Source organism: Streptomyces sp. NPDC014734, from assembly GCF_043083325.1.
Classification (GTDB): Bacteria; Actinomycetota; Actinomycetes; order Streptomycetales; family Streptomycetaceae; genus Streptomyces.
On record NZ_JBIBYN010000026.1, the window covers coordinates 68,512 to 94,573 of the forward strand.

At 73.2% G+C, this 26,062-nt stretch carries 2 protein-coding genes; both read right to left on the minus strand.

Features of this window, described 5'->3' with window-relative positions; genetic code table 11:
- Window positions 1-215: 215 nt before the first annotated feature.
- Window positions 216-6,923 (minus strand): SDR family NAD(P)-dependent oxidoreductase, encoded by a 6,708-nt coding sequence (locus ACF1CT_RS31605; protein WP_391787436.1) that lies wholly within the window; start codon window positions 6,921-6,923, stop codon window positions 216-218.
- A complete protein-coding gene (locus tag ACF1CT_RS31610; RefSeq protein ID WP_391787417.1) occupies window positions 6,815-26,047 on the minus strand; it encodes a type I polyketide synthase in 19,233 nt (6,410 codons plus the stop codon). Before ACF1CT_RS31610 ends, ACF1CT_RS31605 begins: the two co-directional genes overlap by 109 nt.
- Window positions 26,048-26,062 lie beyond the last annotated feature (15 nt).

Here is a 26,062-nt window from a genome sequence, read left to right on the forward strand (position 1 = left end):
TCGGATGCGGTGCGCCGCAAGGCGGAGGGGTATCCGCGTGCTGGAGTATGCGGACGTTCCGACGACGCCGCGAGGCGCCGTAGCTGCCGTCGCGCGCCCGCAAGGGATTACGTGACAGCCCTTGGGGCGGCCATCCGGCGGAGGGGGGGGGGGGGGGGGGGGGGGCGCCCGCGGCCCCCCCCCCCCCCCCCCCCCCCCCGCGTCCCGGTCCGGTGTCACTCCATGTCGCTGCCGCGGCCGAGCTCCTGGTCGATGAAGTCGAAGATCTCGTTCGCGCTCGCCGACCGGATGTGGCCGTCCACCTCGTCGGGCTGGTCCGACTCCTGGCGGCTCTCCCACCGCGTCCCCAGCGCCTTGAGTCGTCGCAGGACTTCCGAGCGGTCCGCCGGGCCGAAGTCGGCGGCGAGCAGCCGGGCCTCCAGCGCGTCCCACTCGGACAACAGCCGTTCCCTGGGCGACGCCTCGGGCGGGGCCAGCTCGTGGTGCAGGTATGCGGCAAGTGCGGCGACCGTAGGGTGATCGAAGATCAGCGTCGGAGGCAGTTGTCGGCCTGTCGTCGCGTTCAACCGGTTCCGCAGCTCGACACCGGTCAGTGAGTCGAAGCCCAGGTCCTTGAAGGCCCGTGCCGGGTCGATGGCCGCCGGGCTCCCGTGGGCCAGGACGACCGCGACCTCCTCCCGGACCAGGTCGAGCAGCGCGGCCGTCTGCTCTTCCCCGGACAACTGGGCCAGGCGCTCCGTCAGGAGCCGGCCGCCGTCCGCGGGTTCGACGGCCGCGGCGGCCCTGCGGGTCGAGGCGCGGACGAGTCGGCCGAACACCGCGGGGATGGTTCCGGCACCGGCCCGGGCCTGCAGGGCTGCGGTGTCGAACCGGGCGAGCACGGCGACCGGGAGCGGTCCGCGCAGTGCCTCGTCGAACAGGCCGAGCGCCTCTTCCGTGGCAAGCGGCGCCATACCGGCGCGGCTCATCCTGGCCCGCTCGGCCACACCCAGTTTGCCGGTCAGCGCGCTTTCCCGCTCCCACAGTCCCCAGGACATCGAGGTGGCCGGCAGCCCGTCGGCGTGACGGCGCGTGGCCAGGGCGTCGAGATACGCGTTGGCCGCGGCGTAGTTCGCCTGCCCCGGGTTGCCCAGGGTGCCAGCCAGCGAGGAGAACAGGACGAACGCGGAGAGCTGCGAGTCGCGGGTCAGCTCGTGCAGATTCCGGGCGGCGTCCACCTTGGGCCGCAGGACCGCCTCGACCTGTTCGGCCGTCAGCCCGTCGAGCCCGGCGTCGTCGGTGATTCCTGCCGCGTGCACGACGGCTGTCAGCGGATGCTCCCGGGACAGCGAGTCGAGCAGCGCCTTCAGCGCGTCGCGGTCGGCGGCGTCACAGGCGGCGATGGTCACCTGGGCACCGAACGCGGTGAGTTCGGCGGCGAGTTCGGCGGCTCCGGGAGCTTCGGGTCCCCTGCGGCTGGTGAGCACGAGGTGCCCGGCGCCGTACGCGGTGATCAGGTGGCGGGCGATCACCGCGCCGAGAGTGCCGGTACCACCGGTGATCAGTACAGTTCCGTGGCTGTCAAGCCCGGCGGGCACGGTCAGCACCACCTTGCCCACATGCCTGGCCTGCTGCACGTGCCGGAACGCCTCGGCGGCACGCTGGATCGGCCGGCAGGTGAGCGGCATCGGCCGGAACACCCCGCGCTCGAACAGGTCGAGCACCTCGGTGAGCATCTCGGCGATTCGGTCCGGATCGACGAGGGCGAGGTCGAACGCCTGGTAGGTGACGCCCGAGTGGTGCGCTGCGACCTCCTCCGGATCGCGGATGTCGGTCTTGCCCATCTCCGCGAACCGGCCGCCGCGCGGCAGCAGCCGGAGCGAGGCGTCGACGAACTCGCCGGCCAGCGAGTCGAGCACCACGTCCATGCCCTCGCCGCCGGTGGCGTCGAGGAAGCGCTGTTCGAATTCGAGCGTACGGGAGTTGGCGATATGGGCGTCGTCCAGTCCGCTCGCGCGCAGGACGTCCCACTTGGGCTCACTCGCGGTGCCGAAGACCTCCGCTCCCAGATGGTGGGCGATCTGGACCGCTGCCATGCCGACGCCGCCCGTCGCCGCGTGGATCAGGACCTTCTCGCCCGGCCCGAGCCCGGCCAGGTCGACCAGCCCGTGGTAGGCGGTGAGGTACACCGTGGGCACTGCCGCTGCCTGTTCGAACGACCAGCCGTCCGGGATCCGGGCTATCCGGCGCCGGTCACCGATCACCGTCGAGCCGAAGGACGGTGCCAGGAGGCCCATGACCCGGTCCCCCACCGCGAGGTCGGTCACCCCCGGCCCGGTCCCGATGACCACGCCCGCGCCCTCGCCGCCCATCACGGCCTCGCCCGGGTACATGTCCAGCGCGATCAGGACGTCGCGGAAGTTCAGCCCGGCGGCACGGACGGCGATGCGGACCTCGCCCTCGGCCAGCGGCCGTCCGGCATCGGTGTGTCCGGTCAGTGTCAGGTGCTCCAGGGTGCCGCGCACCGCGGCGTCCAGCCGCCAGTCCCCGGCAGTCGGCACGACGAGCTGTCCGCCGTCACCGGCCCGGTCCATCCGCGGCACCCGTGCCCGGCCGTCGCGCACGGCGACCTGGGACTCACCGGTGGCGAGAGCCAGCCGGACATCGTCTCCCTCGTCCGTTCCGCTGTCGGACGGGTCACGGTCCATGAGTACGAAGCGGTCCGGGTTCTCCGCCTGCGCGGTGCGCACGAGTCCCCACACCGCCGCGGCGGCGGCATCGGCGACGGCTTCGTCCGGCCCCGTGGCCACCGCCCCGGTGGTGAGAACGGCCAAGCGGGACGCGGCCCACCGATCGTCGGCGAGCCACCGGCGCACGAGAGCGAGCGCCCGGTGAACTGCCCGGTGGACCTGGTCCGCGGTGTTGTCGGTGTCCGGGTCCCGTGCTTCCTCGTCCCAGCGGATCACCACGGTCGGCGGTGTGCCGTCGTCGGCATCGAGCGAATCGGCGAGGGCGGACAGGTCGGCCCGGGGGGCAAACGCCCAACTGCCCGGTGCGGTGCCGGTCGTCGGCGACGGCATCCACTCCAGGTGGTACAGCGGCGGCCCGGCGGTCGTGGCCGGCCGCGGGCCGCCCACCGAGAAGGGGCGCAGCCGCAACGACTTCGCCTCAAGAACCGGAGCACCGGCGGGGTCGGTCACCGTGACGGCCACCGCGTTCTCGCCGACCGGGGACAGCGTCACCCGGACCGCGCCGGCGTCGGTGGCGTGCAGGGTGACACCGCTCCAGGAGAAGGGCAGCACGAGCTCGGGGACCGTGCCCGGTCCGGCACCGGAACGGAACAGCAACGCGTGCAGGCTCGCGTCCAGCACCGCCGGATGTATGCCAAACCCTTCGGTGTCCAGGCCCTCCGGCAGCGCCACCTCGGCGTACAGGTCGTCGCCGAGACGCCAGCAGCGCCGCAGTCCCCGGAATCCCGGCCCGTAGGCCAGGCCGATCCCGGCGAGCTCGTCGTACATGCCGGAGGTCTCCAGCAGGGTGGCGCCTTCCGGCGGCCAGGGTGCCGGGTCGGCCGGGGCCGGGGGGCGGCCGGTGGTTCCGGTGCGGCCCAGAAGGCCGGCCGCGTGCCGGATCCATGGCCGCCCCCCTGCGTCCGGGGCCTGTGCCCCGTCCGAGGCGCGGGTGTGCAGGCCGACCGGCCGCCGTCCGAGTTCATCGGGGGCGCCGACCACGAACTGAACGTGGATCTCCTTGTCCTGCGGCAGCACCAGCGGCTCTTCCAGGGTGAGTTCCTCGATCCGGTCGCAGTCGGCGTGCCGGCACGCCTCCAGCGCGAGGTCGACGAACGCGGTCGCCGGCAGCATGACGGTGCCGCCGACGGCGTGATCGGCGAGCCAGGGGTGGGTCCGGACGGACAGGTTCCCGGTGAGCACGAGCGTCCCGTCACCGGCGATGTCGAGGGCGGCGCCGAGCAGCGGGTGGGAGGCCGGGTTCTGGCCGAGTCCGGTCGCGTCCACGACACCGGCGGGGGCGTCGAGCCAGTAGCGCTGCCGTTGGAACGGATATGCGGGCAGCTCGACGTGGTGCCGTCCGGTACCGAACAGCGGGGTCCAGTCCACCGCGGTGCCCCGCGTGTACAGCCCGGCCACGGCCAGGAGCACTCCTTGCGGAGCGGCCACGCCTCGGCGTGCGGTGGCGATCTGCGCGGCGTCCGTTTCCGCGGTCAGGCTCTCCGCGACCATCGGGGTGAGCACCGCGTCCGGCCCCAGTTCGAGGTGGTTCACCACGCTCTGGGACTCCAGCTCGCGCACACAGTCGGCGAACCGGACGGCCTCGCGCACATGCCGCACCCAGTGGTCCGCGGAGGACAGTGCGGTGACCTCGGTCTTGCCGGTGAGAGCGGAGACGACCGGGATCCGCGCCTCGGCGTAGTCCAGTCCCGCCGCCACGTCCCGGAAGCGTTCGAGCATCGGATCCATCAGCGGTGAGTGGAACGCGTGGCTCACCGCCAGCCGCTTGGTCCTGCGGCCCTTGGCGCGAAAGTGTTCGGCGATCGCGGTGGTCACGGTCTCCTCCCCGGAGATCACGACCGAGTCGGGACCATTGACCGCCGCGATTCCGGCTGTCCGACGGTGTGCCTCCAGCAGTGGCAGCACCTCCTCCTCGGTGGCTCGCACGGAGAACATCGCCCCGTCCCCCGGCAGTTCCTGCATGAGCCTGCCGCGAGCGGCCACCAGTGCCGCCGCGTCGGGAAGCGACAGCACCCCGGCCACGTGCGCCGCGGTCAGTTCACCGATGGAGTGCCCCGCCAGCCGGTCCGGGACGACTCCGAAGCTCTCCAGCAGCCGGAACAGAGCGGTGCCGTACGCGAAGAGCGCGGGCTGGGTGCAGTCGGTCCGGTGCAGCAGCGCCGCCTGTGGTGTCCCGGGAGCGGCGAACATGATCTCCCGGAGCGGATGGTCCAGGTAGGGGTCGATCTGGGCGCACACCTCGTCCAGCGCGGCGGCGAACACCGGGAAGGCCCGGTAGAGGTCGCGTCCCATACCGGGTTGCTGCGAGCCCTGTCCGGTGAACAGGAACGCGGTCCGGCCGGCCGGTCCCGGCCTGCCGGTCACCACGGCGGGCGACGGCCGCCCCTCGGCCAGGGCCGTGAGTCCGGCCCGGAAGTCGTCCGGGCCGCCGACGATCACCGCACGGTGGTCGAAGGCGGTGCGCGTGGTGAGCAGCGCGTGGCCGACGTCGGCGGCGTCCAGCCCCCACGCCGACGCCGTGATCAGCTGTCCGGCGCGGGCCCTGAGCGCGGCTTCGGTCCTGCCGGACAGCAGCCAGGGCAGCACCTCGCAGGCCGGCGCCGATGCCGCGTCCGGGTCCGGTTCCGCCCCGGGGCGGGCCGCCGGCGGCGCCTCCTCGACGATCACATGCGCGTTGGTACCGCTGAGCCCGAACGACGACACGGCGGCACGGCGCGGGGTGTCCCCGGTCCACGGCCGTTCCTCGGTGAGGAGGCCGACCGCCCCCTGTTCCCAGTCGACGTGGGTCGACGGTTCGTCGACGTGCAGTGTCGCGGGCATGATTCCGTGGCGCATCGCCTCGACGGTCTTGATGACACCGGCGACACCGGCCGCCGCCTGGGTGTGCCCGATGTTGGACTTGACGGAACCGAGCCACAGCGGGCGGTCGACGGCACGACCGCGGCCGTAGGTGGCCAGCAGTGCCTGCGCCTCGATCGGGTCGCCCAGCGTGGTGCCGGTGCCGTGCGCCTCCACCATGTCGATGTCCGTGGCGGACAACCGGGCGTCGGCGAGAGCCTGTCGGATCACCTGTTGCTGCGACGGGCCGTTGGGCGCGGTGAGCTGGCTGCTCGTGCCGTCCTGGTTGACCGCCGAGCCGCGCAGCACTGCCAGCACCCGGTGGCCCGCGGCCCGCGCGTCCGAGAGACGTTCGAGCAGCAGCATGCCCGCGCCCTCCGACCAGATCGCGCCGTCGGCCGCTTCGGCGAAGGAGCGGCAACGCCCGGTGGCGGACAGCCCGCGCTGACGGCTGAACTCGATGAACGGCTGCGGGGTGGCCATCACGGTGGCTCCGCCGGCCAGCGCCAGCGAACACTGCCCGGAGCGCAGCGCACCGATCGCCAGATGCATTGTGACCAGGGAGGACGAACAGGCTGTGTCGACCGTGACGGCGGGGCCGCGGAGGCCGAGGGTGTAGGAGACGCGCCCGGAGGCAATGCTCCCGGCGCTGCCCGTGCCGAGGAGTCCCTCGAACTCGGCGGGCGCCGGCCTCGCCCGTGAGGCGTAGTCGTCGTACATGATCCCGGCGAACACCCCGGTGTCGCTCTCGTGCAGGGTGGCCGGGTCGATTCCGGCCCGTTCGATCGCCTCCCATGAGGTCTCCAGCAGCAGCCGCTGCTGCGGGTCGGTGGCCAGCGCCTCACGCGGACTCATCCCGAAGAACTCGGGGTCGAAGTCGGCGGCGTCGTGGAGGAATCCGCCTTCCGTCGCGTACGTGGTACCGGGGTTGTCTGGATCGGGGTCGTACAGGCGGTCCAGGGCCCAGCCCCGGTCGGACGGGAAGGCGCCGATCGCGTCGACTCCCCCCGCGACCAACTGCCACAGCTCGTCCGGGGTCCGCACCCCGCCCGGGTAACGGCACGCCGTCCCGATGATCGCGATCGGCTCGTGGGACTGCTCCTCGGCATCGTTCAACTTCTGCCGCACCTGCCTGAGTTCGGTCGTGGCCCGCCTCAGGTAGTCACGGAGCTTGTCTTCGGTGGAATTCACATCCGCCCCCCAGGGGTCTTCCGGTACGGTCGCTCGGTGGTCGTGGTGCCCACTGGTCAGGAACTCCCCAGTTCGTCGTCGAGCACGGTGAAGAGCTCGTCGTCGGACGCGTTCGTGAGATCGCCGCCGACCTCGTCGGTGTCGGTGTCCCGGCCCCGCCGCCAGGTCCGCAGCAGTGCTTCCAGCCGGAGATCGATCGTGCCGCTCTCCGCGCCGCCGGACGGCAGTGCCGCGAGCGCCGCCTCGATACGGTCGAGGTCGGCCAGTACGCCCGTCGGCGCCTGCGTTCCGTCGGGTGCCAGCCTGCTTCCGAGATGGTCGGCGAGTGCGCTGACCGTGGGATGGTCGAACAGGACCGTGCTGGGCAGCCGCAGCCCTGTGATCCTTGACAGTCGGTTGCGGAGCTCGACCGCGGTGAGCGAGTCGAAGCCGATTTCGAGCAGCCCGCGCCGTGTCTCCAGGCTCTCGGGACTGGGGTGCGCGAGCACGAGCGCGGCTTGGCGCCGTACCAGGTCGAGCAGGGTCTCGCGCCGTTCCTTCTCCGGCATGCCCGCCAGCCGCTCGGCCAGTTGGCCGGGGCCGAGCGGCGCCGGCCCCTTCCCGGCGGCTCGCCGGTGGCTCGTTCCGCCGACGAGACCCTGGAGGAGTCCCGACAGGGTGCCGTCACCGGCACGGGCGGACTGTGCCGTGAGGTCGAACCGGGCCGCCAGCACGGCTGGTTCGGTCGCTCCCAGCGCGGCGTCGAAGAGTGCCAGCCCTTCCTGCGTGGGCATGGGGGCGATCCCGCTCCGGGCCAGCCGGTTTCGGCCCGCCTGTCCCAGTCGCTCGGTCATGTCGCTGGTCTCGGCCCACAGTCCCCAGGCCAGCGACACCGCGGGCAGCCCCTGGTCCCGCCGGAACGCGGCGAACCCGTCCAGGAAGGCGTTGGCCGCCGCGTAGTTGGCCTGGCCCGCGCTGCCCAGGGTGCCGGCGGCCGAGGAGAACAGCACGAACGCGTCGAGCCCGGCCTCACGGGTCTGCTCGTGCAGGTTCCAGGCCGCGTCGGCCTTGGGCCGCAGAACGGTGTCGATGCGCTCCGGGGTGAGTGTCTCCAGCGTGCCGTCGTCGATGACCCCCGCCGCGTGGATCACCGCGGTCAGCGGATGCCCTGCCGGAACCGATGCGAGCAGTCGGGCCAGTGCGGCAGGGTCGGCGATGTCACAGGCCTGCGCGGTGACGTGGGCGCCGAGCGCGGTGAGCTCACCCACCAGGTCGGCGAGGCCCGGCGCGGCGGTACCGCGTCGGCTCGCCAGCAGCAGATGCCGCACCCCGTGCGCGGTGACGAGGTGTCGGGCCACCAGGCCGCCGAGGGTGCCGCCCGCTCCGGTGACCAGCACCGTGCCGTCCGGGGAGAGACGGGCTCCGGTCACGTCGGTGGTGCGGACGGGTTCCAGCCGTGGCCGGTGGACCGCTCCGGCGCGAATAGCCGACTCAGGTTCGCCGGTGGCCAGGGCGGCCGCGAGGCCGCGCGGGTCGGTGCCGTACTCGTCGGTGTCGATGAGCGCCAGGCGTCCCGGGTACTCCCGCTGTGCCGCACGTACCAGGCCCCAGACAGCCCTCGTGGCCGGGTCGACCCGATCGCCGGCGGCCACGGCCACCGCCCCTGAGGTGAGCACGACCAGCCGCGCGGTCATGAACCGTTCGTCGTCCAGCCACGCGCGCAGGCAGGTGAGCGTTCGATGGGTGACCGTGCGGGTCCGGCCGGGCAGCGGCTCGGCACCGCCGCCTTCCGGATGCGGTTCGACGGGCAGGATCACCTGGCCGGGCAGCGGCGCGCCGCGGTCGACCGCGAGCGCGAGCCCGGCCAGGTCCGCGAAGCCGTCCGCCCCCGGCACGGCGAGGCCTCCGAGCGTGGCACATCGGGTGTCGACAGCGGCTTCCGGGACCGCGACGGCGGCCCAGGTGACCGCGGTGAGAGGGGCGGGGCGAGGCCGGGCACCGGCCAGTTGCCCGGCCTCGACCGGCCGGGTGACCACGGACTCGACCGACAGCACCGGTGCGCCCGTGTGGTCGGCGAGCGTCACCGACCAGGCGTCGGGCCCGGACCTGCGCAGGCGGACCCGTGCGCCTGCCGCACCGACGGCGTGCAGCGTCAGACCGTTCCAGGAGAACGGCATCCGCAGTTGCCCGCCCTCCTCGCCCAACGTCCGCAGTGCGGCCACGTGCAGGGCGGTGTCGAGCAGGGCGGGATGGATGCCGAAGCCCTGGCCGTCGGTGTCCCCGGTGCCCATGACGTCCTCGGGGAGCGCGACCTCGGCGTACAGGTCGTCGCCGTGCCGCCAGGCGGCTCGCAGCCCCTGGAAGGCCGGTCCGTAGCCGATTCCGTATCCGCGGAACGCGTCGTACGGGTCGTCCAGGTCCACCGGGACGGCGCCGGGCGGCGGCCAGGCGGCGAGAACGGCGGTGGGTTCGCTCCCCGCCGGCGCGGTGAGTGTTCCGGACGCGTGCCGGGTCCAGCCGTCCGTGCCGGCGTCGGACCTGGAGTGCATGGTGACCGGACGGCTTCCCTGGTCGTCGGCCTCCCCGACGGTGACCCGCAGGTGCAGTGCACCGGCGGCGGGCAGGACCAGCGGCGCTTCCAGGGTGAGGTCCTCGACGCCGGCGCAGCCGACGTGGTCGGCGGCGTGCAGGGCGAGTTCCGCGAACGCGGCGCCGGGCAGCAGCACCGAGCCCAGTACCGCGTGGTCGGCGAGCCAGGGACTGGTGTCCAGCGACAACCGGCCGGTGAACACCACGCCCCGCTCGTCGGCGAGTTCGACCGCGGCACCGAGCAGCGGGTGGGGGCTGTCGCTCTGGCCGAGGCCCGCGGCATTCTGGTCCCTCGGTGCGTCGAGCCAGTAGCGACGCCGGTCGAAGGCGTACGTCGGCAGGCCGGCGAGCCGGACCGTTCGGCCCCCGGACAGCCTCGACCAGTCCACCGCGACACCGTGGACATGGGCCTCGGCGGCCGACAGCAGGAAGCGTTCGAGTCCGCCGTGCCCGCGGCGCAGCGTGCCGAGCACGACGCCGCTTCCGGCGCCGTCGCCGGCCGCTTCCCAGGTGTCACCGATACCGGAGGCGAGGACCGGGTGCGGGCCCATCTCGATGAAGGCACGGTGCCCGTCGGCCATCAACGCCCTCACCACCGGTTCCAACTGCACGGTGCCACGCAGGTTGTCGTACCAGTAGCGGGCGTCGAGCGTCGTGGTGTCCTCGATGCGTCCGCCCGTGACGGTGGAGTGGAACGGCACGTCGGACGGGCCCGCGGTGGTGCCGTCGAGCGCCTCCACGAGTTCGTCCCGGATCACCTCGACGTGCGGGGTGTGGGAGGCGTACTCCATGGCGATCCGGCGAGCGGGGATGCTGGTGGCCGCGCAGTGGGCGAGGAGTTCGTCCAACGCCGCCAGCTCACCGGCCACCACGGTCATGGCCGGGCCGTTGAGAGCGGCGAGGTGGATCCTGCCCTCCCAGGCGGACATCAGCTCAAGGGTCTCCGAAAGGGGCAACGGGACGGAGACCATGCCGCCGGAACCGGTCAGCCGTGCCGCGATCCTGCCGCGCAGGGCGACCACCCGGGCGGCTTCGTCGAGCGACAGGGCACCGGCCACGCAGGCGGCGGCGATCTCCCCCTGGGAGGTGCCGATCACCGCGTCGGGCTCGACGCCCAGCGAGCGCCACAGCTCGGCCAGCGACACCATCACCGCGAACAGAGTGGGCTGCACCACGTCCACCCGGTCGATGCCCGGCGCGCCGTCCGCGCCGCACACGACGTCGAGGAGTGACCAGTCGGTGTACGGGGCGAGCGCGTCGGCGCATTCACGCATGCGTCGCGCGAACGTCGGGGACTCGGTCAGCAGCGCCGCGGCCATCCCGGGCCACTGCCCGCCCTGTCCGGGAAAGACGAACACGGTCTTGCCCGGTGTCTCCTCCGTGGTGCCCCGGACGGTGTGGGCGCTGTCCTCGCCCGCGGCGATCGCCGCCACGGCGTCGAGGAGCCCGGCGCGGTCGGCCGCCACTGCCGCGGCCCGGTGCTCGAAAGTGCCGCGCCCGGTGGCCAGGGCGTGGGAGACGTCGGCCGGGGAGAGCGCCGCGCGAGCGCTCACGTACTCGTGCAGCCGTGCCGCCTGGGCCCGCAGCGCCGAGTCGGTCCGGGCCGACAGCACCCAGGGCACCGGATCCGCCGCGGCCGGCTCCGGGTCCGGATCAGCAGCCGGTCCCACAGCCACCGGCACCGCCTCCACCGGCGCCTGTTCCAGGACAAGATGAGCGTTGGTCCCGCTGATCCCGAAGGAGGACACCGCGGCCCGCCTCGGACGCCCGCCGTCCGGCCACTCGACCGGCTCCGTCAGCAACGACACCGCACCCGCCGACCAGTCCACATGCGACGACGGCTCATCCACGTGCAACGTCCGCGGCAACACCCCGTGCCGCATCGCCTCCACCATCTTGATCACACCGGCCACCCCCGCGGCAGCCTGCGTATGACCGATATTCGACTTCACCGACCCCAACCACAACGGACGCCCCTGCGACCGCCCCTGCCCATACGTCGCCAACAACGCCTGAGCCTCGATCGGATCACCCAGCCGCGTCCCCGTCCCATGCCCCTCCACCACATCCACATCCACCCCGGCCAACCCCGCGTTCGCCAGAGCCTGCCGGATCACCCGCTCCTGCGAAGGACCGTTCGGCGCGGTGAGACCATTGCTCGCACCGTCCTGGTTCACCGCCGAACCGCGGATGACGGCCAGGATCTCGTGGCCGCGGGCTCGTGCGTCGGAGAGGCGTTCGAGGAGCACCATGCCGACGCCCTCGGCCCAGGCCGCGCCGTCCGCGTCGGCGGAGAAAGACTTGCACCGCCCGTCCGGCGACAACCCGCGCTGCCGGCTGAACTCCACGAAAGCGGCCGGGGTGGCCATCACCGTCACACCGCCGGCGAGTGCCAGGTCGCACTCACCGCTCCGCAGGGCCTGAGCTGCCAGGTGCATGCCCACCAGCGAGGACGAGCACGCCGTGTCCACCGTCACCGCGGGACCCTCGAACCCGAAGCTGTACGCCACCCGCCCCGACGCCACACTGCCCGCGCTGCCGCTGACGAGGAATCCTTCGAGGTCCTTCGGGATCTGCCGGACCCGCGAGGCGTAGTCGTTGTACATGACCCCGGTGAAGACGCCGGTCGCGGTGGACCGCAGGGTGCCGGGGTCGATTCCGGCGCGTTCGATGGCCTCCCAGCCCGTCTCCAGCAGCAGCCGCTGCTGCGGGTCGGTCGCCAGCGCCTCACGCGGACTCATCCCGAAGAAACCGGGATCGAAGTCGGCGGCGTCGTACAGGAAGCCGCCCTCCCGCACATAACTCGTACCACTGCGCTCGGGATCAGGATCGTAGAGCCCCTCCAGATCCCAGCCCCGGTCCTGCGGAAAACCACCGATGGCATCCGCCTCCGACTCCACCAGCCGCCACAACCCCTCCGGATCACGCACACCCCCCGGATAACGGCACGCCATACCGACGATCGCGATCGGCTCGTCGGGCACGGCGGCGGTTGCCGGACCCGCCGGAACGGGGCCGCTGTCGGCACCGAGCAGGCGGGTGCGCAGATAGCCGGCCAGGGCGGCCGGGGTGGGCTGGTCGAAGATGAGCGTGGCCGGCAGGCGCAGTCCGATCCGGGTGCTCAGCCGGTTGCGCAGTTCGACGGCCGTCAGCGAGTCGAAGCCGAGGTCCTTGAAGGCCAGTCGGGCATCGACCGTCGCCGCGTCCGCGTGTGCCAGTACGGCGGCCACGTCGGCACGAACGAGATCCGTCAGCAGTCGTTCCTGTTCGGACTCGGACAGTCCGGACAGCCGGTCCCGCAGCGGTCCGCCGGACGGCCCGGCGGCGGTCCGGCGGCCCGGTACCCGGGCGAGCCGGCGCAGCACCGGGGCCAGGGTGCCGTCGGCGGCACGGGCGCGGAGCGCGACCGTGTCGAACCGGGCGGCGACCAGGGCCGGATCCATGGTGCGGTCGGCCCGTTTCGACAGGGCCGCGTCGAGCAGGGCCAGCCCGTCGTCGGAGGCCATGGCGGCGATCCCGGCCCGGCCCAGCCGGGCTTGGCCGGTCGCGCCGAGCCCCTCGGTCATGCCGCTGGCCTCGGCCCACAGGCCCCAGGCCAGCGACACCGCGGGAAGGCCCTGGTCCCGCCGGATCGCGGCGAGCGCGTCGAGGAAGGCGTTGGCTGCCGCGTAGTTGGCCTGCCCGGGGTTACCGGTGACTCCGGCGAGCGAGGAGAACAGTACGAAGGCCGACAGCTCACGGTCGCGGGTGAGGTCGTGCAGGTGCCATGCGCTGTCGGCCTTGGCCCGCAGTACCGGTGTCAGCCGCTCGGGGCTCAACGCGTCGAGGGTGCCGTCGTCCAGCACTCCGGCCGTGTGCACGACGGCGGTCAGCGGGCGGTCCTCCGGAATGCGGTCCAGCAGCGCCGCGAGCGCCTCCCGATCGGCGGTGTCGCACGCCGTCACGGTGACGTGGGTGCCGAGCGCGGTGAGATCCGCGGCGAGAGCGTCCGCGCCCGGTGCGGCATCACCACGCCGGCTGACCAGCAGCAGGTCGCTCACGCCGTACGCGGTGACCAGATGACGGGCGACCAGCCCGCCGAGCACTCCGGTCCCGCCGGTCACCAGCACCGTGCCGCCGGGTGCGAACGGCGGCACGGTGGCACCGCCCGGGGTATCGGGGCCGACGTCCGACGGGGCGGATTCCGCGGCCTCCGCCGGCACCAACGCGGGTACGAGGAACTTTCCCTGGCGCAGGGCGAGTTCGGATTCTCCGGTGGCGAGGGCGACCCCGGCGACAGCCGTCAGGGCATCGCCTTCCAGCAGGGCGTCCGGCTCTGCGTCGAGCAGGACGAACCGGTCGGGGTTCTCCGCCTGCGCGGTGCGGACGAGGCCCCGGACCGCCGCCGCCGCGGGGTCGCTCACCGATTCGCCGCCCCGGACCCGGACGGCCCCGCGGGTGACGACGATCAGCCGTGCCCCGGGCAGCTGTTCGGCGGGCCAGTCCCGCACCACCGCGAGCACCCTGCCGACCAGTGCGTGTACCCGCTCGACCGCGTCGGAACCGTGGGCAGAAGCGTCGGCAGGGGCGGGACAGGCGAGGACGACGGCATCCGGCGTCTCCCCCGTTTCGGCGGCCTCGGCGACAAGTGCGGCGAGGCCTCGGGCGTCGTCGGATTCCGTGGTGGTGGTGCCGGAGCCCCCGTCGTCACCGAGCACGGCTGTCCGTGCCTGGCCGGACGCCGCGGATCGCTCCACACCACCGGCTTCTTCCCAGGCCAGGCGGTACAGCGCCCCGCCTGCGGCGCCGGTGAGCCGCTCGGGGGAGAAGGGCCGCAGGGACAGCGAGTCCACCGAGACCACCCGGCCGCCGACGGGATCGGTCGCGGTGAGACGCACCCCTCCGGTTCCGTCGGGCGACAGTCGTACCCGCAGCTCCACGGCGCCGGTGGAGTGCACGGTGGTACCGCTCCAGGCGAACGGCAGCCGCAGAACGCTCCGTTCGCCGTCGTCGCCGCCCCCTACGATGCCCAGTGCCACGGGATGCAGGGCGGCGTCGAGGAGTGCCGGGTGCAGGCCGAATCCGTCGGTGGAGGTGTCGGGGGACAGCCGCACCTCGGCGTATACGTCGTCACCGTCCCGCCAGGCGGCCTGGAGGCCCTGGAAGACCGGGCCGTAGTCGTAGCCGCGCAGCGCCAGGCGCTCGTAGCCGTCGTCGAGGCCGACGGCCGTGGCGCCCGGAGGCGGCCAGGCAGCCGCCCAGTCCGTGGGGTGGCCCCCGTCGTGCTCCTCGGCAGGCGTCAGGGCGCCTGTCGCGTGCCGGGACCACGGCGCGTCGGGGTCCGCGGACGCCGGACGCGAGTACACCGTGACGCGCCGCCGGCCGGTGTCGTCGAGCGCTCCGACGGTCACTTGCACCGCGACCGCCGCCCGCCGGGGCAGCACGAGAGGACTTTCGAGCGTGAGGTCCTCGATCCGTGTGCAGCCGACCCGGGCTCCGGCCGCGCTCGCCAGCTCCATGAACCCGGTGCCCGGCAGCAGGACGGTCCCGGTGACGGCGTGATCGGTCAGCCAGGGCTGTGAGTGCTCGGAGAGCAGCCCGGAAAACACCAGCCCCTGCCCGTCGCCCAGTTCCACGGTGGCCCCGAGCAGTGCGTGGCCGGTGTTGCGCAGCCCGGCCGAGGCCACATCGCCCACGCTCTGCGGTACGTCGAGCCAGTAGCGCTCACGCTGGAAGGCGTAGGTGGGCAGGTCCACGGTGCGCGGCGGGTGCGCCGCGACGACTTCCGGCCAGTCGACCGCCGCACCGTGCACGTGGGCTTCGGCGAGCGACGTGAGGAACCGGCCCATGCCTCCGTCGTCACGGCGTAGCGTCCCGATGGCGGCCGCCGCTGTCGTCTCCTCGCCGTCGAGGGTTTCCTGGATGCCGGTGACGAGTACCGGGTGCGCGCTGACCTCGACGAACAGTGTGCCGCCCAGTTCCCGCACGGCTGCGGTGGCGAGATCGAACCTGACGGTGCCGCGCAGGTTCCGGTACCAGTAGCCGGCGTCCAGTCCGGCGGTGTCGATCGCCGCCCCGGTGACGGTGGAGAGGAAGGGAATCGTCGTCGAACGGGGAGTGACGGGCGCCAGCACGTCCAGGATCTCGTCACGGATCGTCTCGACCTGTGCCGAGTGGGAAGCGTAATCGACCGCGATCATTCTGGCCCGGTGCCCGGCGGCCGTCAGCTCGTCGCGCAGCTCCTCCAGCGCCGTACCGTCCCCGGAGACGACCGCGGACCGCGCGCCGTTGACAGCGGCGATCGAGAGCCGGTCCTCCCGTCCGCTCAGGAAGGCGTCGAGTTCATCGGCGGGCAGGGCCACGGACATCATGCCGCCGCGTCCCGCGAGAGCGCCGATGGCCTTGCTGCGCAGGGCGACCACCCGGGCGCCGTCGTCGAGCGAGAGAGCGCCGGTGACCGTGGCGGCGGCGATCTCGCCCTGTGAGTGGCCTGTCACGGCGGCCGGTTCGACGCCGTGCGCCTGCCAGAGGGCGGCCAGGGAGACCATCATGGCCCACAGCGCGGGCTGGACGACGTCCACCCGTTCCAGGCCGGGAGCGTTCTCGGCTCCGAGCAGGACGTCGTTGAGCGACCAGTCCGTGTACGGGGCGAGTGCCTCGGCGCACTCCCCCATGCGCGCGGCGAACACCGGGGAGGAGTCGAGCAGTTCCCGGGCCATCCCGGCCCACTGCGACCCCTGGCCGGGGAAGACGAACACCGGTTTGGCGTGCCCGGTGGCAGCGCCGGTGACGAGGGCGGCCGCCGCCTCTCCCCCGGCGAGCGCTTCCAGTCCGCCGAACAGTGCGGCCGGGTCCTGCGGGACCAGGACCGCGCGGTGCTCGAAACGCGCCCGCGCGGTCACCAGGGAGTGCGCGGTGTCGACGAGATCCTGGTCGGGATGGTCCGCGAGGTGGTCGAGCAGCCGTGCCGCCTGGGCCCGCAGCGCCGGCTCGGTCCGGGCCGACAGCACCCAGGGCACCGGGCCGCTCTTCAACGGCGCGTCCTCGCGGGACCCGTCCCGGTCCCGCACGGAATCCGGCGCCGTCACCTCCGCGGGAGCCTGCTCCAGAATCACGTGCGCGTTGGTCCCGCTGATCCCGAAGGAGGACACCGCGGCCCGCCTCGGACGCCCGCCGTCCGGCCACTCGACCGGCTCCGTCAGCAACGACACCGCACCCGCCGACCAGTCCACATGCGACGACGGCTCATCCACATGCAACGTCCGCGGCAACACCCCGTGCCGCATCGCCTCCACCATCTTGATCACACCGGCCACCCCCGCGGCAGCCTGCGTATGACCGATGTTCGACTTCACCGACCCCAACCACAACGGACGCCCCTGCGACCGCCCCTGCCCATACGTCGCCAACAACGCCTGAGCCTCGATCGGATCACCCAGCCGCGTCCCCGTCCCATGCCCCTCCACCACATCCACATCCACCCCGGACAACCCCGCGTTCGCCAGAGCCTGCCGGATCACCCGCTGCTGCGAAGGACCGTTCGGCGCGGTGAGACCGTTGCTCGCACCGTCCTGGTTCACCGCCGAACCCCGCACCACCGCCAGCACCCGATGACCGAGACGACGCGCGTCGGACAACCGCTCCACCAGCAGCAGGCCGGCTCCCTCGCCCCAGCCGGTGCCGTCGGCGGCGTCGGCGAACGGCTTGCACCGGCCGTCGGGAGCAAGGCCGCGCTGGCGGCTGAACTCGATGAAGGTGGCGGGGGTCGACATCACGGCCACGCCGCCGACGAGGGCGAGTGAGCACTCGCCCGAACGCAGTGCCTGCGCCGCCAGGTGCAGCGCCACCAACGACGAGGAACACGCCGTGTCCACCGTCACCGCGGGCCCCTCGAACCCGAGGCTGTACGCCACCCGCCCCGACGCCACACTTGCCTGGTTCCCGGCCAGCAGCAGCCCCTCGAAGCCCTCCGGTGCCCGGTGCAGGCGTGAGCCGTAGTCGTTGTACATGACGCCCGTGAAGACCCCTGTGCGGCTGCCTCGCAGGTCGGCCGGGTCGATCCCGGCCGCCTCGACTGCCTCCCACGCCGTCTCCAGCAGCAGCCGCTGCTGCGGGTCGGTCGCCAGCGCCTCACGCGGACTCATCCCGAAGAAACCGGGATCGAAGTCGGCGGCGTCGTACAGGAAGCCGCCCTGCCGGGTGGTCGTGCGCCCTGTCGCGTCGGGGTCCGGGTCGTACAGCTCGTCCGTGTTCCAGCCCCGGTCGGTGGGGAAGTCCCCGACGACGTCGGCGTCTTCGGACACCACCCGCCACAGATCCTGCGGAGAGCGCACGCCGCCGGGGAAGCGGCAGCTGATCCCCACGATGACGATCGGGTCGTCGTCCGCCGCGACGGCCGTGGCCGGGACCGCGGTCCGGTCCGTCCGGCCGCCACCGGTCAGTTCACCGTGCAGATGGGCGACGAGGGCGCCGGAGGTCGGGTGGTCGAACAGGAGAGTGGCGGGGAGGGACAGTCCGGTCGCCGCGACGAGCCGGTTGCGCAGTTCGACGGCTGTCAGCGAGTCGAAGCCGAGTTCCTTGAACGCCCGTCCCGGGTCGATCGTGCCGGCGTCCGCGTGGCTGAGGACGATGGCCACCTGAGCGCGTACGAGGTCGAGCAGTTCCCGCTCCCGGTCGGCCTCGGGCAGCGCGGCCAACCGGTCCGCCCAGGAGGAGGCACGGCCCGGGGCCTCGGCGGCCCGCCGGGCGGGTGGGCGCACCAGACCGCGGAACACCGGTGTCAGCGTCCCGTCCCCGGACCGGGCTCGCAGTGCGGCGAGGTCGAGCCGCACGGGCAGCAGCTGTGCGGCCCCTGCCGCGAGGGCCGTGTCGAACAGGGAGAGCGCGTCCTGCGAGGCCAGTGGCGCCACGCCGGCGCGGCCCATCCTGGCCACGTCGACGGCGTCCATGGCACGGGTCATCGCGCTGGCTTCGGCCCACAGACCCCAGCCGAGGGAAACGGCGGGCAGTCCGAGGAAGCGACGGTGGTGGGCCAGGGCGTCCAGGAAGGCGTTGGCGGCGGCGTAGCCGGCCTGGCCGCCGTTGCCGGTGGTCGCGACGACGGAGGAGAAGAGGACGAAGGCCGACAGGTCCATGTCCTCGGTGAGTTCGTGCAGGTGCCAGGCCGCGTCGGCCTTGGGCCGCAGCACGGCGTCCAGCCGCTCCGCGGACAGCGATTCCACCGTGCCGTCGTCCAGCACCCCCGCCGCATGGATCACCGCCGACAGCGGACGATCCGGATCGACCCGGGAGAGCAGCCGGGCGACATCCTCACGCACCGCGACATCGCACGACACGAAGGTGACGTCCGCGCCCTGGGCCCGGAGATCGGACTCCAGCCGGAGCGCGCCCTCGGCCCGGCGCCCGCTGCGGCTGGCGAGGAGCAGATGTCGTACCCCGTGGACGCCGACGAGGTGCCGGACGAGCAGGCCGCCGAGCGTGCCGGTGGCACCCGTGACCAGGACGGTGCCGCCGGAATCGAGGCCGGATACGGCGTCCTCGGTACCGGCTGCCGGTGTCCTGGTGAGGCGGGGTACGAGGACCGCGCCTTCGCGCAGGGCCAGTTGCGACTCGTCGCGGAAGGGGGCCGCTGCCAGTGCGCCCCGAGTCGTGGAACCGTCGGTGTCCAGCAGTACCAGGCGGTTCGGGTGCTCGATCTGCGCCGATCGCAGCAGTCCCCACACGGTGGCCGCCGCCGGGTCGCATGCGGATTCCTCCCCGCCGGCCGCGACCGCCCCGGCCGTGGCGACGACCAGGACCGCGGACTCCGTGCGCGGTTCGGCGAGCCATGCCCGTACGAGTCGCAGGGCCTGCCGGGCCGCGTCGTGGGCAAGGTCGGCCGTCCCGCGGACGGTTGCCGGAGGGGGCTCGGACGGTGCGGTGCGGGTGAGGTCGGCGAACACCGTGTCCGGCACGGGCTCATCGGTCGCCCCGTCGGCGAACAGCGCCGGCAGGTCGGGGTACGCCGACACGCCCTCGCCGTGCAGGACGGCGGCCAGGTGGCCTTCGCCGACGACGGCCCAGGTGCCGGACGGGTCGGGTGCGCCGGACGCCACCGGCTGTGCCCAGGCCAGCCCGTACAGCCCGGCACCGGAGCGGAGCGCGCCCGGCCGGTCGCCGCGCCAGGTCCTCAGCGTCAGCGACTCCACGGAGGCGACGGGAGAGCCGGTGGGGTCCGTCAGGGTCAGCGCTACCGAGTCCGGTCCGGTCCTGCGGACGCGCACCCGCGAGGCCGTGGCGCCGACGGCGTGCAGCCGCACACCCGACCAGGAGAACGGAAGGCGCAGCTCGTCGGCTCCCAGGACCACCGGGTGCAGCGCGGCGTCCAGCAGCGCGGGGTGCAGGCCGAAGCGGCCGGCTTCGGCTCGCTGTTCCTCGGCGAGCCCGACCTCGGCGTACGTCTCGTCCCCGAGCTGCCAGAGCGCCCGCAGCCCCTGGAAGGCGGTCCCGTACGCGTAGCCGCGGTCTGCGAGGCGTCCGTAGCAGTCGTCCAGGTCCACCGCTCGCGCGCCCGGAGGCGGCCATGCCCCGAACTCCTGGGGACTGTCCGGGCCCCCGGCGGCGAGCAGGCCGGTGGCGTGTCGGGTCCATGGCGCGTCGTCGTCCTCGGCGGGCCGGGAGTGGATGCCGACGGCGCGGAGGCCCGAGCCGTCCGGACCGCCGATCCGCACCTGGAGCGCGACGGTTCCGTGGTCGGTGAACGCCAGTGGCGCCTCCAGGGTGAGGTCGTCCAGCCGCTCGTACCCCACGTGGTTGCCGGCCGTCAGGGCGAGTTCGACGAAGGCGGTGCCCGGCAGCAGCACCGTTTCGAGCACCGCGTGGTCGGCCAGCCAGGGGTGGGTGTGCAGGGACAGCCGGGTGGTGAGCAACAGTCCGTCCCCGTCGGCAAGTTCCACCTCGGCACCGAGCAGGGGATGGTCCACGTCGGCCAGGCCCAGGCTGGCCGCGTCGGCGGAGACGGGAGGGTTCACCCAGTAGCGCCGCCGCTGGAACGGGTAGGTGGGCAGGTCGAGCGGGCGCGGCGGGACGCCGCCGGGCAGACCGCCGAAGAAGGCCTCCCAGTCCACGGCGGTGCCCCGGACGACGGCCTGCGCGAACGAGAGGGAGAGCCTGCGCATACCGCCGTCGTCGCGGCGGAGCGAGCCGATGGCGCCGTCGGCGAGACCCATGCCGTCCAAGGTCTCGGCGACGCCCACGGTGAGCACGGGGTGGGGGCTGACCTCGACGAACACCAGGTGCCCGTCGGCGGCGAGAGCACGGGTCGCCTGCTCGAACCGGACCGGGTTGCGCAGGTTCTCGTACCAGTAGTCGCCGTCCAGTTCGTTGGTGTCGATGCGCGTGCCGCGCAGTGTGGAGTAGAAGGCGATCTCCGACCGCCGGGGGGCCAGCCCGGACAGGTCGGCGGCGAGCCGGTCCCGCAGAGCCTCCATGTGGGGGGTGTGGGAGGCGTAGTCCACCGGGACGCGGCGGGCGCGGACGCCCTCGGTCTCGCAGGCGGCGAGCAGTTCGTCCAGCGCACCGGGGTCGCCCGCGACAACGGTCGAGCCGGGGCCGTTGACGGCGGCGATGTGGATCCGCCCGGCCCATGCTTCGAGCCGCCGCTCCACCTCGGCCCCGGACAGCGGCACGGAGACCATGCCGCCGGTCCCCGCCAGGGACACGAGGGCCCGGCTGCGCAGGGCGACGACACGGGCGGCGTCCTCCAGGGACAGGGCACCGGCGACGTACGCTGCGGCGATCTCGCCCTGGGAGTGGCCGATCACCGCGTCGGGCTTCACCCCCAGCGAACGCCAGAGATCCGCGAGACATACCATCACCGCCCACAGAGCGGGCTGGACGACGTCCACCCGGTCGTACCCGGGCGCTCCGCCATCGCCTCGCAGCACCGCGGTCAGCGACCAGTCCGTGTACGGTGCGAGCGCCTGCTCGCAGGCGTCGACACGTGCCGCGAACACTGCCGAGGAGTCGAGCAGTTCCCGGGCCATCCCGGTCCACTGCGACCCCTGGCCGGGGAAGACGAACACGGTCTTGCCGCCGCGGGCCCCGGTGCCCGTGACGACGTCCGCGGCGGGTTCGCCCGCCGCCAGGGCCGCGAGCCCGGCGAGTACGGCGTCACGGTTCTTGCCGAGGACGGCGGCTCGGTGTTCGAACACCGAGCGGGTGGTGGCGAGCGAGTGGGCGATGTCGTACGGCGCGGCGTCGGGCCGGCGCTCCATCAGGGAGCGCAGGGCGGCGGCCCGGTCGCGCAGTGCCTGCTCGGTCCTGGCGGTGAGCAGCAGCGGCACGGTGTCGTGCTCACCGGCCCCGGTGGCGGGCCGTCGGGCCTCCGGTGCTGCCGGTTCTTCCGGCGCCTCCTCGATGATCACGTGTGCGTTGGTCCCGCTGATGCCGAAGGAGGAGACACCGGCCCTGCGGCGGCGGTCGCCCGCGGGCCATTCCACCGCGCCGGTGAGGAGCTCCACGCCTCCGGAGGACCAGTCCACGTGCGGGGACGGCTCGTCGATGTGCAGTGTGGGCGGCAGGAGGCCGTGCCGCAGCGCCATGACCATCTTGATGACTCCGCCGACGCCGGCCGCCGCCTGGGCGTGACCGATGTTCGACTTCAGCGAGCCGAGGCGCAGTGGCCGGCCCTCGGCGCGGTCGCGTCCGTACGTGGCGAGCAGCGCGCCCGCCTCGATGGGGTCGCCGAGGGTGGTGCCGGTGCCGTGTGCCTCGACCGCGTCGACGTCGGACGCGGCTATGCCCGCGTTGGCCAGGGCCTGGCGGATGACGCGTTCCTGCGAGGGCCCGTTGGGGGCGGTGAGTCCGTTGCTCGCACCGTCCTGGTTGACGGCCGAACCGCGCAGTACCGCATGGATCCGGTGCCCGTTGCGCCGGGCGTCGGACAGTCTTTCCAGCAGCAGGAGCCCGGCGCCCTCGGCCCAGCCCGTGCCGTCCGCACCTGCCGCGAACGCCTTGCACCGGCCGTCCCGGGACAGCCCTCGTTGCCTGCTGAACTCGATGAACATGCCCGGAGTGGCCATCACGGCGACGCCTCCGGCAAGCGCCAGGCCGCACTCCCCCTGTCGCAGCGCCTGCATCGCCAGGTGCAGGGCGACGAGCGACGAGGAGCAGGCGGTGTCGACGGTGACGGCCGGCCCCTCCAAGCCGAAGAGGTACGAAATCCTTCCGGATGCGACGCTCGTGGTGCTGCCGGTGAGCAGATAGCCGTCCGAGCCCTCGGCGGCCTCGTGGAGGCGAGGCCCGTAGTCCTGTGCCATGGCGCCGACGAAGACACCGACCTGTCGGCCGCGCAGGGCGGCCGGGTCGAGCCCGGCTCGTTCGAAGGCTTCCCAGGCGTTCTCCAGCAGCAGTCGCTGCTGGGGGTCCATCGCCGCCGCTTCGCGCGGGTTGATGGCGAAGAAGTCGGGATCGAACCGGTCGGCGTCGTGCAGGAAGCCGCCGCGCCGGGTGTACGTGGTGCCGGGGCGGCCCGAGTCGGGGTCGTGGAGCGCTTCGACGTCCCAGCCGCGGTTGAGCGGGAAGTCCGAGGTGGCGTCGGTTCCCTCGGCCACCAGACGCCACAGGTCCTCGGGGGTGCGGACGTCGCCGGGGTAGCGGCAGCTCATGGAGACGATCGCGATGGGTTCGTCGGCCGCGATGGCCCGCGTGGTGGCGAGGACCGCGCCCGGGTCGACCGTTCCGGACAGTTCGCGGCGCAGGTGGGCGGCGAGCCGGGCGGGGGTGGGGTGGTTGAACAGCAGGGCTGAGGGCAGCCGGAGCCCCGTCACCTCGGCCAGCTGATTGCGCAGTTCGACGGAGCTCAACGAATCGAAGCCGAGTTCGTTGAAGGTGGTGGTGACCTCAACGGTGTCGGTCCCTGCGTGGCCGAGAACGATCGCCACCGAGGTGCGGACGATGTCGGTCAGCATCCGTTCCCGGTCGGCCTCGGGAAGCCCGGCGAGCCGTTGGGCGAGCGGCGGCTGGTCCTCGGCGCCGGTCCACTCCGTCTCCTGCGGAGAGGAGGCCACCGTCGCGGGCCCGGCGGGCGCGGCGGCGGCGGAGCCGATCCAGTAGCGGCGGCGCTGGAAGGCGTAGGTCGGCAGCGGGACGGGGCGCGCCGCCGCTCCGAAGAAGCCGCGCCAGTCGACGGTGGCACCGTGTACGGACAGTCCGGCGACGGCGGACACGGCTCCCTGTGTCTCGGCCCCGTCCCGCAGACCGGGAAGGAACGCGCATCCGGCGGCGTCCCCCGCACCGGCCCCGTGCTCGTCCCCGCCGTTTTCGATGGCCTCCCGTGCCATCGCGGTGAGGACACCACCGGAGCCGAGTTCCAGGAACACCCGGGCGCCCAGGGTGTGCGCCGTCGTGACGGCATCGGCGAACCGCACCGTGCCCCGTACGTGCTCGACCCAGTACTCGGCCGAGGACCACCGGTCGTCGCCGACGGCCGTCCCGGTGACCGTCGACACGGCTGCCAGCGACGGAGCGCGGAGGTCCAGGGTTTCGACGACCGCGCGGAACTCGTCGATCATCGGTTCCATGAGCGGCGAGTGGAAGGCGTGGCTGACCCGCAGCCGTTTGGTCCTGCGGCCCATCGCGCGAAACCGTTCGGCGACCTCACGGGCCTCGTCCTCGGCGCCCGACAGCACCACCGCGCGTGGCCCGTTGACGGCGGCGATGCCCAGCCGCTCCCGGCCCTCCAGGAGGGGCAGCACCTCGTCCTCGGTGGCCTGGACGGCGATCATGGCCCCGTCCGGTGGCAACGCCTGCATGAGCCGGCCGCGGGTCGCCATCAGTGTCGCCGCGTCCGCGAGGGTGAGCACCCCGGCCACGTGGGCGGCCGCGACCTCACCGATCGAGTGTCCGGCGAGCAGGTCCGGCCGCACCCCCCAGGACTCCAGCAGGCGGTACAGGGCCACTTGCAGGGCGAACAGGGCGGGCTGGGTGAAAGCGGTCTCATCGAGCAGCGCCGCCTCGGGGGATCCCTCGGCCGCCCACATGACGTCCCGCAGGGGCCGGGGCAGATGGCGGTCGAGTGCGGCGCACACCTCGTCGAAGGCCCGCGCGAACACGTCGAAATCCTGGTGGAGTTCCTTGCCCATGCCCAGCCGCTGCGCGCCCTGCCCGGGGAAGAGAAGGGCCACCCGGTTGTCGGTGACGTCGCCGGAGAGCTCACCACGCAGCACGCCCGGAGCGCGACGCCCTTCCGCCACGGCGCTCAGGGCAGCCAGCAGGTCCGGGCGTTCACGGCCGACGAGTGCCGCCCGGTGCCGCAGGGATGTGCGGGTGGTGGCCAGTGAGAACCCGATGTCGGCGAGGTCCAGTTCGGGGTGGTCGCGCAGGTGGGCATGGAGCTTCGCGGCCTGTGCCCGCACCGCCTGCCGGGTGCGGCCGGAGACCGTCCAGGGCACGGCGGCGGGTGCCGGCGGAGTGGTGCGCTCCGTGTGACCGGGCATCGGCGCCGGACGCGGCGGTTCGGTGACCACGACGTGGCAGTTGGTGCCGCCCATGCCGAAGGAGCTGATCCCGGCGATCAGTTCGCGGTCCTCCCGCGGCCAGGGACCCAACGCGGCCTGGACGCGGAGACGGAGGGCCTCCATCGGGATGTCCGGGTTGGGGGTGGAGTAGTTGAGGCTCGGCGGGAGCTGCCGGTGGCTGATGCTCAATGCCACCTTGAGCAGTCCGACGATTCCTGCGGCGCCCTCCAGGTGACCGACATTGGTCTTCGCCGAGCCGACCAGCAGCGGGTCGTCGCCGCTGCGGCGGGCACCCAGCACGGCGCCGAGTGCCGACGCCTCGATCGGGTCGCCCACCCGGGTTCCGGTGCCGTGGAGTTCCACGTACTGGACGGCACCGGGGTCGGTGCCCGCCCGCAGGTACGCGGATCGCAGCGCCTCCTGCTGGCCCTCGGTGCCGGGTACGGTCAGCCCCTCGGTGCCGCCGTCGTTGTTGACCGCGCTGCCGGTGAGGAGACAGTGGATGCGGTCGCCGTCGGCGAGTGCGCGCGCGAGCGGCTTGAGCAGCACGGCGCAGCCGCCCTCGCCCCGTACGTAGCCGTTGGCCCGCGCGTCGAAGGTGAAGCACCGTCCGTCCGGGGACAGTCCGCCGAACTTGAGAGCGCCCATGGTGCTCTCCGGCAGGATGTTGAGGTTCACCCCGCCCGCGATGGCCACGGTGGACTCGCCTCGCCGAAGGCTCTCGCATGCCATGTGCACCGCGACCAGGGACGACGACTGTCCGGTGTCCACGGTGAGACTGGGGCCGTGCAGCCCGAAGGTGTACGAGACCCGGTTGGCGATGATGCTGCGATGCGATCCGGTGACGGTGTGGCGGCCGATCGCGCCGATCCCCTGGCGGGACATCAGGGTGGCGTAGTCGTCCCAGATGGCGCCGACGAAAACACTCGTCCGGCTCCCCCGGAGCGCGGCGGGCACGACCCCGGCGTCCTCCAGCGCCTCCCAGCTCAGTTCCAGCATCAGGCGCTGCTGCGGGTCCATGGTGACGGCCTCGCGCGGGGCGATGCCGAAGAAACCGGGGTCGAACCGGTCCACCTGGTCGAGGAACCCGCCGTGCCGCAGGGGGAGTTCTTCGCTCTCCCAGCGGTCCTCCGGGGCTTCGGCAATGGCGTCGCCGCCGTCGCGAAGCAGACGCCAGAACTCCTCAGGCGTGGATGCCTTCGGAAGTCGGCACGCCAGGCCGACCACGGCGATGGGCTCGTCCACGGCCTGGCGCGAGGG